We start from the raw sequence: 13,812 nt of genomic DNA on the forward strand, positions 1-13,812 counted from the left end.
TTCCGGCTGTTCGGTGCGGTCGGCACGAGGAACCCGGTTGGCCCTGTTGCCACCGTCTTTCCTGAGTTCATCGCCCGCGACGGTCAGGAGCGCGCGAACGGGTGCCGTCAAGGAGGCAAGCGCAGGGTTGGTGCGGCCCGCAGGCGCAGCCGAGGACACGGCCCTGCGCGCCTTGACGGCACACGGGCGCGGGCTACAGTCGCGGACAAGGTGATGAGGTCAGGGAAGACGGCTGGACATGGCAACGGCCCCTCCACACGCCGACCGCACGGCAAGCGAAGCGCGCAGGCCCGAAGCTGGAAGCCGGGCCGGAGGCGTCAGCCGAGCGGAGGGAGGGAACGATGGAAGCCCGTCAGGGGCGAGACCCCGCAGGGGGCTCGATGCGCAGCACGACAGCGCGACCGGCCATCTCTCAGGTTGCCGGGGACGCCCAGCCTTCAAAGCAGAATGGACAGCAGGATCAGGACGAGCACACGCAAGGCATCGTGGATCTGCAGCTGATGTTGTCTGGCCGATCCGGCGCAGCCGGGTCGGCGGTGTTCAGGGGCGCCAAGCCTGCGCGGCGGGGATAGCCCGCAGGGCTTTCCCCTGGAGGCAAGCGAAGCGCGCAGCGCCCCGTGAGGGGCGCGAAGGCGTCACGCCGAGTCGTCAGGACGCAGGCTGGATTCCGATACCGGCATCCACGGCGAAGACGAATCCAGGTAGTAGCGCCCGCCAAGCGCATACAGCCCCGAAGGCTCGGTGGGCCGGTAGAACCCAGTAACGCGGCGCGAGAACTGCGCGCCGAACTCGTTGGTGAAGACCACCGCGTCGCCGATGGCAAAGCGCAGGGGCTGGCCGTTCTCCGGCGCGAACGGCTTGAGCACGTCGTGCTGCGCCGTGATTTCGATGATCCAATCGTGATGGCTGCTCATGGCATTGATCTCCTGTGATGGTTGAGAAAGCACAAGGAGCGCCTTGCGGCGCTCCAAGGGCCGGGTCAGACAACGATCCGCCCGGCCAGCCGCGCATCGCGCGCATAGGCGCTCAACCGCTTCTCCGCACGAAAGTGCAGATCACGCTCGACCGGCAACCCCAGCCGCCCGCGCACAGTTGCCAGCTCGTCCAGGCTGACCCAGCCGATTTCCGGCTCTCCCAGGCCCAGGTCGCAAAGACCAAAGGCGTGGTCGTGGTCGTCGGGATCAATCTCGGTCAGCAGCCAGGTCGCGCCGGCGTCCGGCGTAAACAGCTTGACCACGGGCGCCGGATCGAAGTCCGCGTTCTCCAAGGATTCGCGGCCGTTGGCCAGCAGCACGATGCGCTGCTCGTCAGTGATGAGTGCGTTGTTCATGGTGAACTCCTGAAAGGTTGCCGGGCGGAATTGCCCAACCCTTCCGGGGCACGGCGCAGCGCAAGCCGTCAGGGGTCAACGACGGCCGCCAGGACGCAAGCGCCATCGGCGCGCAGCCCTTGACGGCGAGAACGCCGTGGCACGATGAAGGAAACAGCAAGACCGCCTCCCTAGCACCTCCACGCACCCCGGTTTTCAGCAAGCGAAGCGCGCAGGCCCGCGAGGGCCGGAGGCGTCAGCGATGGAAGCCCGCAGGGGGCGAGACGCGCGCAGCGAGGCTCGATGCGCAGCACGAGAGCGCGGCCGGCCGATGGATCGGCCGGAGACGCACCGACTCGCTTGTCCACCAGGCTGCCGGCAAGAGAAGGGCGTCGGTTTGATGAACTGCTGATCTAGGATTCCCGACGCCTCACGACAGATAATTTGTAGAGATCGCTACACCATTGCAGCACTCATGACAGCACTTTAAGCTGCTGCCATGACCTTATCCCCTGCCTCCTGGCTGACCCTAATCGTCAGCCTCCCGTCCGCCAGCGGCACGGCGCGTATGCGCATCTGGCGCGCCGTCAAGGCGCTGGGCTGTGCCGCCCTGCGTGACGGCGCCTACCGGCGCTATTCCCTACGACATCCCGAATGTCGAACTGAGTCACGTGGGCGAGCTGTGCAGCTTCGATGCCTTCCTGGCGAAGTACGACCTGGATGATCCCGCGCTGCGCCAACTGGCCGGGATCGTGCGCGGCGCCGACACCTCAAGGCTTGACCTGACGCCGCAGTCGGCCGGGCTCTATGCGCTGTCGCTGGGCTTGTCGCACAACTTCAGCGACGACCACGAGATGCTGCGGCATGGCATGGTGATGTACGACGCCCTCTATGCGTGGTGCCGTTCGTGCCAGGCCGAGACGCACAACTGGCCCCCAGCCATGACCGCCTGATCCCGCCAGGCAGAGAACCTCTCGAAGGGCGGCAACCGCCCGGCACATGCGCGCTGTTGTCGCCGTCGCCGCGACCCTGTTGCCCCCCACTGGCCGCGAGCGCCAGGGAGGTGGCGCTGACCGGCCCGCAGGTCAGCGCCGCCATCAGCGGCAAGCTCGTGACCGACGAATACCACTGGGGGCACAGGTATTTCGCGGATGGGCGGGTCGAGCGCTCGGAGAACGGCCGCCAGCGGACGGCGCGCTGGTCGGTCAAGGGCAACCGGCTCTGCCTGCTGCAGCCGGAAGTCAGCAAGGACGAACCGATCTGCTACCGCGTCACCCGCGACGGGCAGGAACTGCAGTACAAGGACGATGCGCAGTTCGTGGTGTTCCGGGCGCTGGTGCTGCGGCCCATGCCCAAGTGCGCCGTGAATGGCTGTGGAATCTACAGACGCGGCTGGAGCCACCACCAGGCTGCGGTGCCGACGGCCAACCATATCAACACGATGAGCACCATCCCGAACCGGCTCCTGGGTTTGGCTCCGTTGGCTTGCATCCACGCATCCGCCTGGCCACGGCATTCCGCAAGGACTTCTGGCGGCAATAACCTGACGGTCAGCCAGATCAACGCGGGCAGCAGCAGCATGTCGTCCACATAGCCCAGCACGGGGATGAAGTCCGGGATCAGGTCGATGGGGCTCAGAGCGTAGGCCACCACGAAGACCCCGAGGGCCTTGGCATACCAAGGCGTTCCGGGGTGCTTGCCCGCAAACCACAGCGTCACGCCATCACGCTTGATCCGCTTGGCCCAGGCTTTCAGGGACGCGCCGATGCTCATGCGGCCTGCCGCTGCACTTTGACCGTGACATGCGACAGCTCGTGGATATGCACGAGCAGTGCCTTGTAGTGCGCGGGCTCCAGAGGTTCCCGGGCCACCATCGAAATAATGGCCGCGAAATGCCCCGGGCCGACCTGCCAGACATGCAGATCCGCGACCTGGCTCTCCGTCGGCTCCAGCGCCTCCCGGATCTCCTGCCGCACTTCCTCGCCTTCGGCCACGGCATCGAGCAGCACGCTGCCAGAGTCCTGGATCAGTCCCCACGACCAGCGGGCAATCACCAGCGCGCCGACAACGCCCATGAGCGGATCGGCCCACAGCCAGCCGTAGCTGCGGCCGACCAGCAACGCGACGATGGCCAGCACGGAGGTCAGCGCATCGGCCAGCACATGGATGTAGGCTGCGCGCAGATTGTTGTCGCGGCTCTTGCCGGGCGCCTCGTGCGCATGGTGGTCGTCGTGGCCGTGGTGATGGTCGTGCCCATGATGGTGACCGTGGTGTGTGTGGTCGTCCTTCAGCAGCCAGGCACAGAGCAGATTCACGATCAGCCCGACAACTGCCACGGCGATCGCCTGATTGAAGTCGATATGGATGGGCTGGGTGAGCCGCACCAGACTTTCCCAGGCGATCAGCAGCGCAATCAGGGCCAGGACGATCGCGCTGGCAAAGCCGGCCAGATCGCCCAGCTTACCCGTGCCGAAGGTGAAGCGTGGATTGCCCGCATGCTTGCGCGCGAAGCGGTAGGCCAGCGCGGTGATCAGCATCGCGCCGGCATGGGTGGACATGTGCCAGCCATCGGCCACCAGCGCCATCGAGCCGTAGATCGTGCCCGCGACGATCTCCACCAGCATCATGCTGGCCGTGAGGGCGATCACCAGCCACACCTTGCGCTCGTTGCGCTGGTGGTCGGTGCCAAGAAAGAAGTGGTCGTGTGCGGACGCGGCAAGTGGGGTGGTCGTGGCGCTGGTCATGCGTGGTTTCCAAAGTGGGGACAGTCTGCGGGCGGCAGGTTTATTTCATGTAGGCCCGGATGACTTCGATCATTTCCTCGCCGCCCAGCAGGCGCTCCTTGTCGTCCGGTGGCGCCAGGACATGCTCGCGCAGGTGGTCTTCCATCACTTCGGCGGTCAGGCCGCTGACTGCGCCGCGCACGGAGGCGATCTGGCGCAGCACTTCGACACAGGCCGCATCCGCTTCCAGGGCGCGCTCGATGCCTTCGAGCTGACCCTTGATGCGGCGGACACGCGCGATCAGCTTGGCTTTTTCACGGGAGGTATGGGACATGGCAGAGGGCAATGAATATAGTCCAGGGGGCTATATTACATTTCCAATGCCGCATGCTGAAGTACGGCCCCAGCAAGACACGGCTGCGCGGCTGGGTATTGGATTGACTGGGCGCGGGGGCCAAAGCGGATTCGCGTAACCATCATGCCCATCTGATGCGTTGTGTAGCCAAGAGCTGCCTTCTCAAGCCCTCTAAATGCCACCAGATACCAAGCTTTTTTGGAGCGCCGCCGCCCACTTCTGCATACTACCCACGCACGACAGGCCCAACAACCTAGGCCGGGGACGTGGAGGAGCGAAGCCGAATAGCCACGCTTGGGCAGAAGCGCGGGGTTCGGCTACGCTCACCTATGCCTGCGCAGGTTTCACCGGCGCTGATCTCTTGTGAGAATTTCTCCATGTCGATTCGACTGTCTCCGCCGTGGCAGTCATGTCGGGAGGACTCCATGAGTAATGCAAGCCAGTGGGTGCTGATCAAGCGTTTTGCCAAGGTCACCGGCTACAGCGAAGACGCCATACATCACAAGGCCAAGAACGGCGCGCGGGTGGGCAAGAGCTTCAAAGTGCTTGATGGGCGCGAGGGCCGCGAGCGCGATCAGCGAGGCGGTACGGCATGACCGACGAAACGATCAACGCCGAGCAATGCGCCGAACTCCTGCACTGCACCGAGCAGCGGGTAGAGGAACTGACCCGTACGGGCGAACTGCCCGGAATGAAGTTCGGGCGCGGCTGGATTTACGTGAAGGCCGACTTGCTGGCCTACATTGCCGACCGGGCTCGGAAGGAGGCAGAGGAACGGCGCCAGGACCTCAATGCCAGAAAGACAGTTCCGCGCCTGGACATACCGATCAGGCCGCGGCGGCAGACGCCTCCACCGCTTCCTGTACCGGCCAAAGCCTTTGCGCAAGGTCCACGCCCCTGAAGCTGGCATAACGCTGGGCCATCACCGAACCGGGCTTCCACCCCATGATCTTGTTCAACTCTTCCAGACGGAACATATCGCGTCCGCCTGCGTCTTTCAGCTCCAGCCATCGGCACGTCGCCTCGTGTCTCAGGTCGTGTTCGTGCAGGTCAACAATGCCCATGTATTCGAACGCGATCCTGAAACGGAACGACAGCCGCGAACTGGCCCGCGTCAAGCCCTTCTTGCCTTTCTCCACGCCTTCCTCTTCGAGGAACGGGAAAAGCAGCGCGCTGCGTTCAAACGGCGGCCGGCTCGCAAAGTAGGAGGAAAGCGCCTGATGCACTTCGGGGCGCATCGGCACATCCCGAAAGGAAATCTTCCCTCGCCACTGCTTGGTCTCTTTGACGCGGATCACCTTGCTCTCCGTGTCAATCTGCCCCCTGGTCAGTGTGTAGGCCTCCCTCAGTCGCAGTCCAGTGTTGAGGATCAACAGGTACAGGGTCAGCAATGCATCGCCGCCCTTGAGTTCCAGACCACGCGCACGATCCGGCCGCTCATAGCCCGACAACACCGCCAGAATCTTCTCGTGCTCCCCAGGCAGCAGGCGCCTATCGCGTACCTCACTCACCTTCACTTTGCCACCCTTGGCTTTCACCATCTGGGCATCGACATCGGAATAGGTCGAGTAGCCCTTGGGCAGCAGCTTCACCGGGTTGCTAATTGTCACGTCCAGGTTGTTGCGCAGATACTCATCGATGGCCCGGCTGAGCGCCTGAATACGGTGCTTGATGGACGTGGGCGACAGGTTTTTTTCCACCTTCAGAGTGCGGAGATAGCCGGTCAGCCACTTGTAGCCAGCCTCGGAAAATCGCACCGACCCCACCTCGCGCGTCAACGTCTTGAGGGTGAGAATTTGCGTAGGCGCTGCGAAGCCGCTGTCCGACCACTCCCCCAAGAATGCGGGACAAGCGCACGCCCTCGCCGGGAGATGTCGGGGTGGTCAGCTCTGCAGGCGGAGGGATGTCCGCGTGCTTCATGAGCTTCCACTGCTGCCCGTAAGCAATGGCATCAACCTCGGTGTCAAAGGTGAAGTACTTGCGTCCGTTCGGGAGTGATGGGTGCCTCAGCCCTATTTCCCATTTCCCGGATGGTTTCAGTCGGGGTTTTGCCATGCCACAATCTCCATAGCGCCAATGAGATGGATCATTGTATGGTTTGATCGAGTTTCAGCCGCCATTTTGTGGCGTCTTCGACCACTTTTGAGGCGTTTCTCAAGCATCAATCACTCAATAAGTTGTTGATTCATAAGGATTTCATAGATCATCATGAACATGACAATCGACTACAAGATCGAACTGATCCAGAGACCGGCCTGACCTTCTTCAAGCATGACGGGCGCCCTTCCCTGGCTGGACGCTGACGATCCGTTTCCCCAGCCCGGTGACGGCTGGGATGCCGCCAGCCCCATGCCCGGGCTGCTGGCCGCGGGCGGGCGGCTGGATGTGCCGCATCTGGTGGCGGCCTATTCGCAGGGCATCTTTCCGTGGTTCAGCGAGGGACAGCCGATTTTGTGGTGGTGCACCGCGCCGCGCATGGTGCTGCCGGTGGCGCGGTTCCGCCTGCACCATTCGCTGCGCAAGACGCTGCGCCGCTTTCGCGCCACGCCGCGTTGCGAAGTGCGCGTGGACAGCGATTTCTCCGCCGTCATCCATGCCTGCGCCACCACGCCGCGCGCCGGGCAATCGGGCACCTGGATCGTGCCGCAGATGGTGCGCGCCTATGAGCAATTGCATGCCGCGGGTTTTGCCCACAGCGTGGAAACCTGGGTGGACGGGCAGCTCATCGGCGGCCTGTACTGCGTGGCGCTGGGGCGGGCGGTGTACGGCGAATCGATGTTTGCGCATGCCACCGATGCCTCCAAGATCGCCCTCGCAGCCCTTGTGGCGTTGTGCCGCGGCCAGGGTGTCGAACTCATCGACTGCCAGCAGAACACCGGACACCTGGCGTCGCTGGGCGCGCGCGAAATCGGGCGCGAGGCGTTTCTTGCGCACATTGCAAAGGCACAGACACTGCCAGCGCTGGATTGGCGTTTTGCACCACAATGCTGGGACCAGTTTTTGCTTCGTGACGATGCGGCATGACCCAGCTCAATGACCTGCCCCTGCAGGCCCTGCAGTTCTACACCACGGCGCCCTATGCCTGCAGCTACCTGTCCGGGCATCTCGCGCGTTCGGAGGTGGCTACACCCAGCCACCTGATCCACAGCGGCGTGTATTCCGAACTGGTGGCGCAAGGCTTTCGCCGAAGCGGCATGTTCACCTACCGCCCGCATTGCGAAAGCTGCAACGCCTGCACTCCGATTCGCGTGCTGGCGCAGGATTTCAAGCCGGATCGCAGCCAGCGCCGCGCCATGAAGCGCCACGACAGGCTGCAGGTGCGCACCCTGCGCCTGTGCTATATGCCGGAGCATTACCAGCTCTATCTGCGCTACCAGAACACGCGCCACGCCGGCGGCGGCATGGACCACGACAGCATCGACCAGTACACCCAATTTTTGCTGCAAAGCCGCGTCAACTCGCGCCTGGTGGAATTCCGCGAGCCGGAGTCGGGCGCGCTCAAGATGGTTTCGGTGCTGGACATCCTGGACAACGGCCTGTCGGCCGTCTACACCTTCTACGAGCCCGATGAAGGCGCGAGCTATGGCACCTACAACATCCTGTGGCAGATCGCGCAGGCCAGGGCCATGGGTGTGCCTTACGTGTACCTGGGCTACTGGATCGCCGCCAGTACCAAGATGAACTACAAGACCCACTTCAGGCCGTATGAGTTGCGGCTGGGAGGGCAGTGGGAGCGTTTCGACCGCTGAAATGGTTGAAAAAAGCGCCGTCGGCGCTTGCCAGGATTGCGGGGTCAGCTACGCAAATGATTGCAAAATCTCACCGCGCGGGCACCAGCCACCAGACGAAAAGCGCCAGCACGGCCAGCATCAATCCGTACTTCACCAGGTAGTAAGCCGGGCGGTTCCACTGCTTGAAGCGGCGCCGGTATTGCCCGGCGTAGAAGGAAATCTTGAACAGCCGGCTGATGAGCCCGCGCGGATCGCCCTCCTCGTTGGGCGAGCTGGCGGCGGCCAGCACGTGGCTGGCGATCCAGCGGTTCACGGCCTGCGCGAAGCGGTTGGTCATCGGCCGCTCGATGTCGCACAGCAGCACGATGCGGTGGCCGTCGGTGTCGTTCCATGCCCAATGCATGAAGGTCTCGTCAAAGATCACGCCCTGGCCCTCGCGCCAGCTGTAGGGCTCGCCGTCCACATTGATGAAGCAACGGTCGTCGTTGGGCGCCTGCAGTGTCAGGTGGTAGCGCAGCGAGCCGGCATACGGATCGCGGTGCAGGCCCAGCTTGGCGCCGGGTGGCAGTTGCGTGAACATGGCCGCCTTGATGCTGGGAACGGCGCGCACCAGCGCCGTGGTGCGCGGGCAGAATTCCAGCGCCGACGGGTGCGGCTTGCCATACCAGGTGAGGTAGAAGCGTGTCCAGCCGGTCTTGAAGAATGAATTGAAACCGGCATCGTCGTTGGCGATGGGCGCCCGGATGCGCAGCTGGCGTGCCAGATCCAGCGCCTCGGCGCGGATTTCGTCCCAGTGCTTTTCCAGCTCCACCAGTTCCGGAAACGTGGCCACCGGCAGATACGGCGTGCGCGGCACGCGGGAAAACGCCAGCATGAAGACATTGAACGGCGCGGTAAAGGTGGAGTGGTCGAACAGCTGGCGCAGCGGCTTGTGCCGCACCTTGCCGCGCAGGTGCATGTACAGCCCCGAGAGCAGAAAGGTCAGGACGAAGGCGAGTGCAATGATTTTTGCCATGGGGTGATTTTCGCCGATGGCTGACCACCATCGGCGAACCTGCCATCAGGCCGCCAGATCAAACACCAGCACCTCGGCATCCCTGCCGTGCGCCAGGACGATCTGCGCCTCGCCATCCAGCAGGGCCGCATCGCCGCCGGCCAGCTCGGCGCCATTCACCGCAAGCTGCCCGCGCACCAGATGCACATAGGCCTTGCGCCCGGGGTCGATCTCCAGCGTGGCCGACTCCGCGCCATCGAACAGCCCGGCATACAGCCGCGCATCGGCGTGAATGCCGACGTCGCCGCCTTGCCCCATGGGCGCAGCCACCAGGCGCAGCCGGCCGCGCTTGGCATCCGTCGGCACGGCTGTCTGCTCGTAGCTTGGCGCGATGCCCGTCGCATCGGGCTCGATCCAGATCTGCAGGAAATGCGTCTGCTGGCCTTCCGCGTGGTTGAACTCGCTGTGCATCACGCCGCTGCCGGCGCTCATGCGCTGCACGTCGCCGGGCGGAATGCCCTTGACGTTGCCCATGCTGTCCTTGTGCGCCAGGTTACCCGAAAGCACGTAGCTGATGATTTCCATGTCGCGGTGGCCGTGCGTGCCAAAACCGCTGCCGGGGGCAATGCGGTCTTCGTTGATCACGCGCAGATTGCCCCAGCCCATGTGGCGCGGATCGTGGTAACCGGCGAATGAAAAGCTGTGAAAGGACTTGAGCCAGCCGTGGTCGGCATAGCCGCGGTCCTGGGATTTGCGCAGTGTGAGCATGGTGTTCTCCGTGGACGGGTTGATGTCTCCAATGTAAGACTGAGGATGGTCTCTGCGGGGCACTTCCTTTTGATGACATCATTCAAATAATTCGAATTCGAAAGCCAAACCGATGCAAAACGCAGGTGACACGCTCACACCGGACAATCTGCGCCTGCTGCAGGCCATCGCCATCCATGGCAGCTTTGCGGCGGCGGCGCGCGCACTCGCCCTGGTGCCCAGCGCCCTGACCTACCGCGTGCGCCAGATCGAACAGCAGCTGGATGTGCTGCTGTTTGACCGCAGCCGCCGCCAGGCGGTGGCGACCGAAGCCGGGCGCGAGCTGCTGCGCGAAGGCGAGCGCCTGCTGGCGGAAATGGACGCCGTCGCCCAGCGCGTGCAGCGCGTGGCCACGGGCTGGGAGCCACAGCTCACGCTTTCGGTCGATGGCGTGGTCTCGCGCACCACCATGCTGGAGCTCATCGAGGCCTTCTATGCCCTCGGCTGTCCAACCCGCCTGCGATGGCGCGAGGGCACGCTCACCGGCACGCTGGAGCAGCTCACGGGCGGGCAGGCCGATCTGGCCATCGGCGTGGCGGTGGAAGCGCCGCCGCTGGCCAACCTGCGCACCGCGCCGCTGGGCGATCTGCGTTTCGTGTTTGCGGTGGCGCCGCACCACCCGCTGGCAACGGCCGAAGAACCCATCGCCGATGCCGAACTCGCGCGCCACCGCATGGTGGCCGTGGCCGATTCCGCGCGCCAGCACGGCGCAACGCTGGGTCTGCTGCCCGGGCAGGAGGTGCTGACGGTGCAGAGCCTTGCCACCAAGCTGCGCGCGCAGCTGCGCGGCCTGGGCGCGGGCTATCTGCCGCAGCCGATGGCGCAGCCGTATATCGACGCCGGGCAGCTGGTGGTGCGCGATGCCAGCCGCGCGGCGCGCACCACGCGGCTTTCCTACGCCTGGTGCGACTTCGGCAAGCGCTCGCGCGGGCGGGCGCTGCAGTGGTGGCTGGACCAGCTGCAGCGCCCCGTCACGCGCCGCGCGCTGCTGCAGGGGCACCACGTTGGGTAGGCGCCGGGCGTGTAGAGTGCAGGCACTGTCCACATGAAAGCCTGCCATGCCCGCACAACCTTCCGCCAAACGCCCCCGAACCTCCCGGCACTACGCCATCATCGGCGCCGGCATGGCAGGCGTCGCCTGCGCGCGCACGCTGCAGCAGGCCGGGTGCCGCGTCACGCTGCTGGAGCAGGCCGACCGTGCCGGCGGCCGCACACGCGCGGTGCAGACCGCCTGTGGCAGCCATGATGCCGGCGCGCAGTATTTCACCGTGCGCGATGCGCGTTTTGCCCAGGCGCTGGCGACCACGCCCGGCCTGTGCCGCCCCTGGAGCGTGAGCACGGTGCGCGTGCTTGACGGGGCCGGACGGGTGGTCAGCGCCGCGCCGCCGCCCGGGGAATCGCACTGGGTGGCCGAACCGGCGATGGACGCGCTGGTGGCAACGTGGGCCGCCGCGCTCGCCGGTCTGCGCACGCAATGCGGCGCCACCCGCCTCTCCAGCAGCCACGGCACGTGGCACGTTCACACGCAAGCCGGCGACATCGACGGTTTTGATGCGGTGCTGCTCGCCCTGCCGGCACCGCAGGCCCGGGCGCTGCTGCAGGCATCCGGCATCCAGACCGCCTGGTCCGGCGCCCTCGCGCAAGTGCAGATGGCGCCCTGCTGGACGCTGATGCTGGGCTTTGCGCAGGCCGTGCGCCCGGGCCTGACCACGCTGGGGCCGCAATGGAACGCCGCGCGCAGCACCCACCACCGCATCGCCTGGCTGGCGCGCGAATCGTCCAAGCCCGGCCGCGCGCAGATCGAGCGCTGGACGGTGCAGGCCAGCCCCGAATGGTCCGCTGAGCACCAAGGCGACAGCCCGCAGCGCGTACAGGACAAACTCACCCGCGCGTTCGCCGAAATCACCGGCATCCGCGCCGCGCCCAGCGACGCCCAGGCGCTGCTCTGGCCGCACGCGCAAACGCAGACCCCGCTGGGCCAGCCCTTCGTCTGGGATGCCGCCGAGGGCCTGGGCGCCTGCGGCGACTGGTGCCTGGGCCACCGGCTGGAAGACGCCTTCGTCTCGGGGCTGGAGCTGGCGCTGGCATTGGTTGAGCGTCAGGTGTGAGGAGAGAGTCAGGTGTGAAGCGTGTGAATGGAATGCTTCACGCTTCACGCTTCGCGCCTCACCCCCCATGTACGTTGGCCGCTTCGCCCCCTCGCCCACCGGGCCGCTGCACGCGGGCTCGCTCGTCGCCGCACTGGCCAGCTGGCTGGATGCGCGCTCGTGCGGCGGGCAATGGCTGGTGCGCATCGAAGATGTCGATACCCCGCGCTGCAGCGCCACCGCCGCGCAGACCATCCTTGCGCAGCTGGCTGCCTGCGGCCTCGCCTGGGATGGCGATGTGCTGTGGCAATCCGCGCGCGGCCAGCGCTACCAGCGGGCGCTGACTGCTCTGCTGCAGCGCGGATTGGCCTACCCCTGCGGCTGCACGCGGCGCGACATCGCTGCCGCGCTGGCGGCGCAAGGCCGGCAGCACGAACGCCATGGTGAGCGTCCCTACCCGGGCACCTGCCGCGAAGGGCTGAACGGCAAGCCCGCGCGCACCTGGCGTTTTCACACCAAAAAATACATGGAAAATCGGGCTTCAGCGCTTATGCAGCAAGCGCTGCCAGCTATTTTTTTGATGAATGAACACCTACTGCACTGGCAGGACCGGCGCCTGGGTGCGCAACGGCAGGACGTGGCGCGCGAGGTCGGGGATTTCATCCTGCGCCGTGCCGATGGTCTCTGGGCCTACCAGCTGGCGGTGGTCGTTGACGATGGCGAGCAAGGCGTGACCGACGTGGTGCGCGGCGAAGACCTGGCCGACAACACGCCGCGCCAGATGCTGTTGCAGGCGGCCCTGGGACTGCCCACGCCGCGCTACCTGCATCTGCCGCTGGTGCGTGCGGCCGATGGCGAAAAGTTGTCGAAGCAGCAGGGCGCCCCCGCCATCGACGTATCGCGCCCGCTGCTGGCGCTGGCGCAGGCGGCGGCGGCGCTCGGCCTGCCCGCTGCGCCAGAGACCAGCACGCCGCCCGACGCGCTGGCGTTCTGGCGTGCCGCATGGCCGCACTTCTACAATCGCGCGCCGTGACTCAAAGCCCCCTGCCCCTCTTCCCCGCTGAAGCGCCGCCCCAGCGGCGCATCCGCAGCTTTGTGCTGCGCGCCGGCCGCACCACGTCCGGACAGGAAAAAGCACTCGCCGAACTCGGTCCGCGCTTTCTCATCCCTTATGCCGAGGTACCGCTGGATGCCACCGCGGCTTTTGGCCGGCAGGCGCCGCTGGTCCTGGAAATCGGCTTCGGCATGGGCGAGGCCACGGCGCACATCGCCCGGGTGCGCCCGGACGACAACTTCCTGTGCTGCGAGGTGCACGAACCCGGCGTCGGCGCGCTGCTCAGGCGCATTGGTGAACACGGTATTGCCAACATCCGCATCCTGCGCCACGACGCGGTGGAAGTGCTCACGCACATGCTCGCGCCGGCCCAGCTCGATGGCGTGCACATTTTCTTCCCCGATCCGTGGCACAAAAAGCGCCACCACAAGCGCCGCCTGATCCAGCCGCCGCTTATCGCCCTGCTGGCCAACCGGCTCAGGCCGGGCGGCTATCTGCATTGCGCCACCGACTGGCAGCCCTATGCCGAACAGATGCTGCGGGTGCTCTCTGGCGAACCGCTGCTGGCCAACACGGCGGCGGACTGGGCCGAACGGCCGGCCTACCGACCGCTGACCAAGTTTGAAAACCGCGGCCTGCGGCTCGGTCATGGGGTGTGGGATCTGGTGTTCCGGCGCGGGGCGTGAAGGCAATCGTCAAAATTTGTGACGGCGCCACAGTCGGCGTATCGATGGATGCGCAAGCGCTGAATT

At 65.6% G+C, this 13,812-nt stretch carries 16 protein-coding genes and 2 pseudogenes; 10 read left to right on the top strand and 8 right to left on the bottom strand.

The features are described from left to right. Positions 1-635: 635 nt before the first annotated feature. Together K320_RS0116580 and K320_RS0116585 are read right to left on the bottom strand one after the other, a co-directional pair. A complete protein-coding gene (locus K320_RS0116580) occupies positions 636-914 on the bottom strand; it encodes a hypothetical protein (protein WP_024539920.1) in 279 nt (92 codons plus the stop codon). A 65-nt stretch (positions 915-979) separates the two neighbouring features. Then, entirely contained in the window at positions 980-1,330 is a 351-nt protein-coding gene (locus tag K320_RS0116585) for a DUF2958 domain-containing protein (protein WP_024539921.1), read from the bottom strand. A gap of 478 nt (positions 1,331-1,808) precedes the next feature. Between K320_RS0116585 and K320_RS19740 the strand changes: the two are divergent. Together K320_RS19740 and K320_RS0116590 are read left to right on the top strand one after the other, a co-directional pair. Next, positions 1,809-1,937: pseudogene (locus K320_RS19740) on the top strand (chromate resistance protein ChrB domain-containing protein); the annotation flags it as partial. Then, positions 1,936-2,262 (top strand): annotated as a pseudogene (locus K320_RS0116590) (chromate resistance protein ChrB domain-containing protein); the annotation flags it as partial. The pseudogenes K320_RS19740 and K320_RS0116590, both read left to right, overlap by 2 nt. 427 nt (positions 2,263-2,689) lie before the next feature. Here the strand turns inward: K320_RS0116590 and K320_RS18825 are convergent. The 3 genes from K320_RS18825 to K320_RS0116605 are packed head-to-tail and all read right to left on the bottom strand — an operon-like array spanning position 2,690 to position 4,366. After that, complete coding sequence (locus K320_RS18825; protein ID WP_084301287.1) at positions 2,690-3,082, bottom strand: YkvA family protein; 393 nt, start codon at positions 3,080-3,082, stop codon at positions 2,690-2,692. Next, on the bottom strand, positions 3,079-4,053 hold the full coding sequence (gene dmeF, locus K320_RS0116600) for a CDF family Co(II)/Ni(II) efflux transporter DmeF (protein ID WP_024539924.1): 975 nt from the start codon (positions 4,051-4,053) through the stop codon (positions 3,079-3,081). Before dmeF ends, K320_RS18825 begins: the two co-directional genes overlap by 4 nt. A gap of 40 nt (positions 4,054-4,093) precedes the next feature. Beyond that, a complete protein-coding gene (locus K320_RS0116605) occupies positions 4,094-4,366 on the bottom strand; it encodes a metal/formaldehyde-sensitive transcriptional repressor (protein WP_024539925.1) in 273 nt (90 codons plus the stop codon). A 446-nt stretch (positions 4,367-4,812) separates the two neighbouring features. Here K320_RS0116605 and K320_RS19170 point away from each other — a divergent pair, with 446 nt between their 5' ends. Beyond that, positions 4,813-4,983 (top strand): hypothetical protein, encoded by a 171-nt coding sequence (locus K320_RS19170; protein WP_156914043.1) that lies wholly within the window; start codon positions 4,813-4,815, stop codon positions 4,981-4,983. After that, on the top strand, positions 4,980-5,288 hold the full coding sequence (locus tag K320_RS18830) for a helix-turn-helix domain-containing protein (protein ID WP_084301288.1): 309 nt from the start codon (positions 4,980-4,982) through the stop codon (positions 5,286-5,288). Before K320_RS19170 ends, K320_RS18830 begins: the two co-directional genes overlap by 4 nt. Here the strand turns inward: K320_RS18830 and K320_RS0116615 are convergent. Further along, on the bottom strand, positions 5,215-6,144 hold the full coding sequence (locus tag K320_RS0116615; protein WP_156914045.1) for a tyrosine-type recombinase/integrase: 930 nt from the start codon (positions 6,142-6,144) through the stop codon (positions 5,215-5,217). The two genes, K320_RS18830 and K320_RS0116615, sit on opposite strands and share 74 nt — an antisense overlap. 514 nt (positions 6,145-6,658) lie before the next feature. Between K320_RS0116615 and aat the strand changes: the two genes are divergently transcribed. Further along, positions 6,659-7,411 (top strand): leucyl/phenylalanyl-tRNA--protein transferase, encoded by a 753-nt coding sequence (gene aat / locus K320_RS0116620; protein ID WP_024539927.1) that lies wholly within the window; start codon positions 6,659-6,661, stop codon positions 7,409-7,411. After that, positions 7,408-8,136 carry an arginyltransferase gene (locus K320_RS0116625; protein WP_024539928.1) on the top strand — a complete coding sequence of 243 codons (729 nt, stop codon included), beginning with the start codon at positions 7,408-7,410 and terminating at the stop codon, positions 8,134-8,136. The genes aat and K320_RS0116625 overlap by 4 nt, the downstream gene beginning before the upstream one ends. A gap of 70 nt (positions 8,137-8,206) precedes the next feature. On the opposite strand, the gene K320_RS0116630 is transcribed toward K320_RS0116625, so the two are convergent. Continuing rightward, positions 8,207-9,124 carry an aspartyl/asparaginyl beta-hydroxylase domain-containing protein gene (locus K320_RS0116630; protein ID WP_029696268.1) on the bottom strand — a complete coding sequence of 306 codons (918 nt, stop codon included), beginning with the start codon at positions 9,122-9,124 and terminating at the stop codon, positions 8,207-8,209. A 54-nt stretch (positions 9,125-9,178) separates the two neighbouring features. After that, on the bottom strand, positions 9,179-9,880 hold the full coding sequence (locus K320_RS0116635; protein WP_024539930.1) for a pirin family protein: 702 nt from the start codon (positions 9,878-9,880) through the stop codon (positions 9,179-9,181). A gap of 112 nt (positions 9,881-9,992) precedes the next feature. On the opposite strand from K320_RS0116635, the gene K320_RS0116640 reads away from it, so the two are divergent. The 4 genes from K320_RS0116640 (at position 9,993) to trmB (ending at position 13,746) form a co-directional block, all read left to right on the top strand. Continuing rightward, positions 9,993-10,931, top strand: a complete 939-nt coding sequence (locus K320_RS0116640; protein ID WP_024539931.1) for a LysR substrate-binding domain-containing protein — start codon at positions 9,993-9,995, stop codon at positions 10,929-10,931. 46 nt (positions 10,932-10,977) lie between these two features. Continuing rightward, positions 10,978-12,027 (top strand): NAD(P)/FAD-dependent oxidoreductase, encoded by a 1,050-nt coding sequence (locus K320_RS0116645; protein ID WP_156914047.1) that lies wholly within the window; start codon positions 10,978-10,980, stop codon positions 12,025-12,027. A 67-nt stretch (positions 12,028-12,094) separates the two neighbouring features. Further along, the gene (gluQRS, locus tag K320_RS0116650) at positions 12,095-13,039 is read left to right on the top strand and encodes a tRNA glutamyl-Q(34) synthetase GluQRS (RefSeq protein ID WP_024539933.1); all 945 of its coding nucleotides are present in this window, start codon (positions 12,095-12,097) and stop codon (positions 13,037-13,039) included. Further along, positions 13,009-13,746, top strand: a complete 738-nt coding sequence (trmB, locus tag K320_RS0116655; protein WP_024539934.1) for a tRNA (guanosine(46)-N7)-methyltransferase TrmB — start codon at positions 13,009-13,011, stop codon at positions 13,744-13,746. The genes gluQRS and trmB overlap by 31 nt, the downstream gene beginning before the upstream one ends. The last annotated feature ends 66 nt before the right edge of the window (positions 13,747-13,812 follow it).

This window comes from Comamonas badia DSM 17552 (genome assembly GCF_000484635.1).
GTDB classification, from domain to species: Bacteria; Pseudomonadota; Gammaproteobacteria; order Burkholderiales; family Burkholderiaceae_C; genus Comamonas_C; species Comamonas_C badia.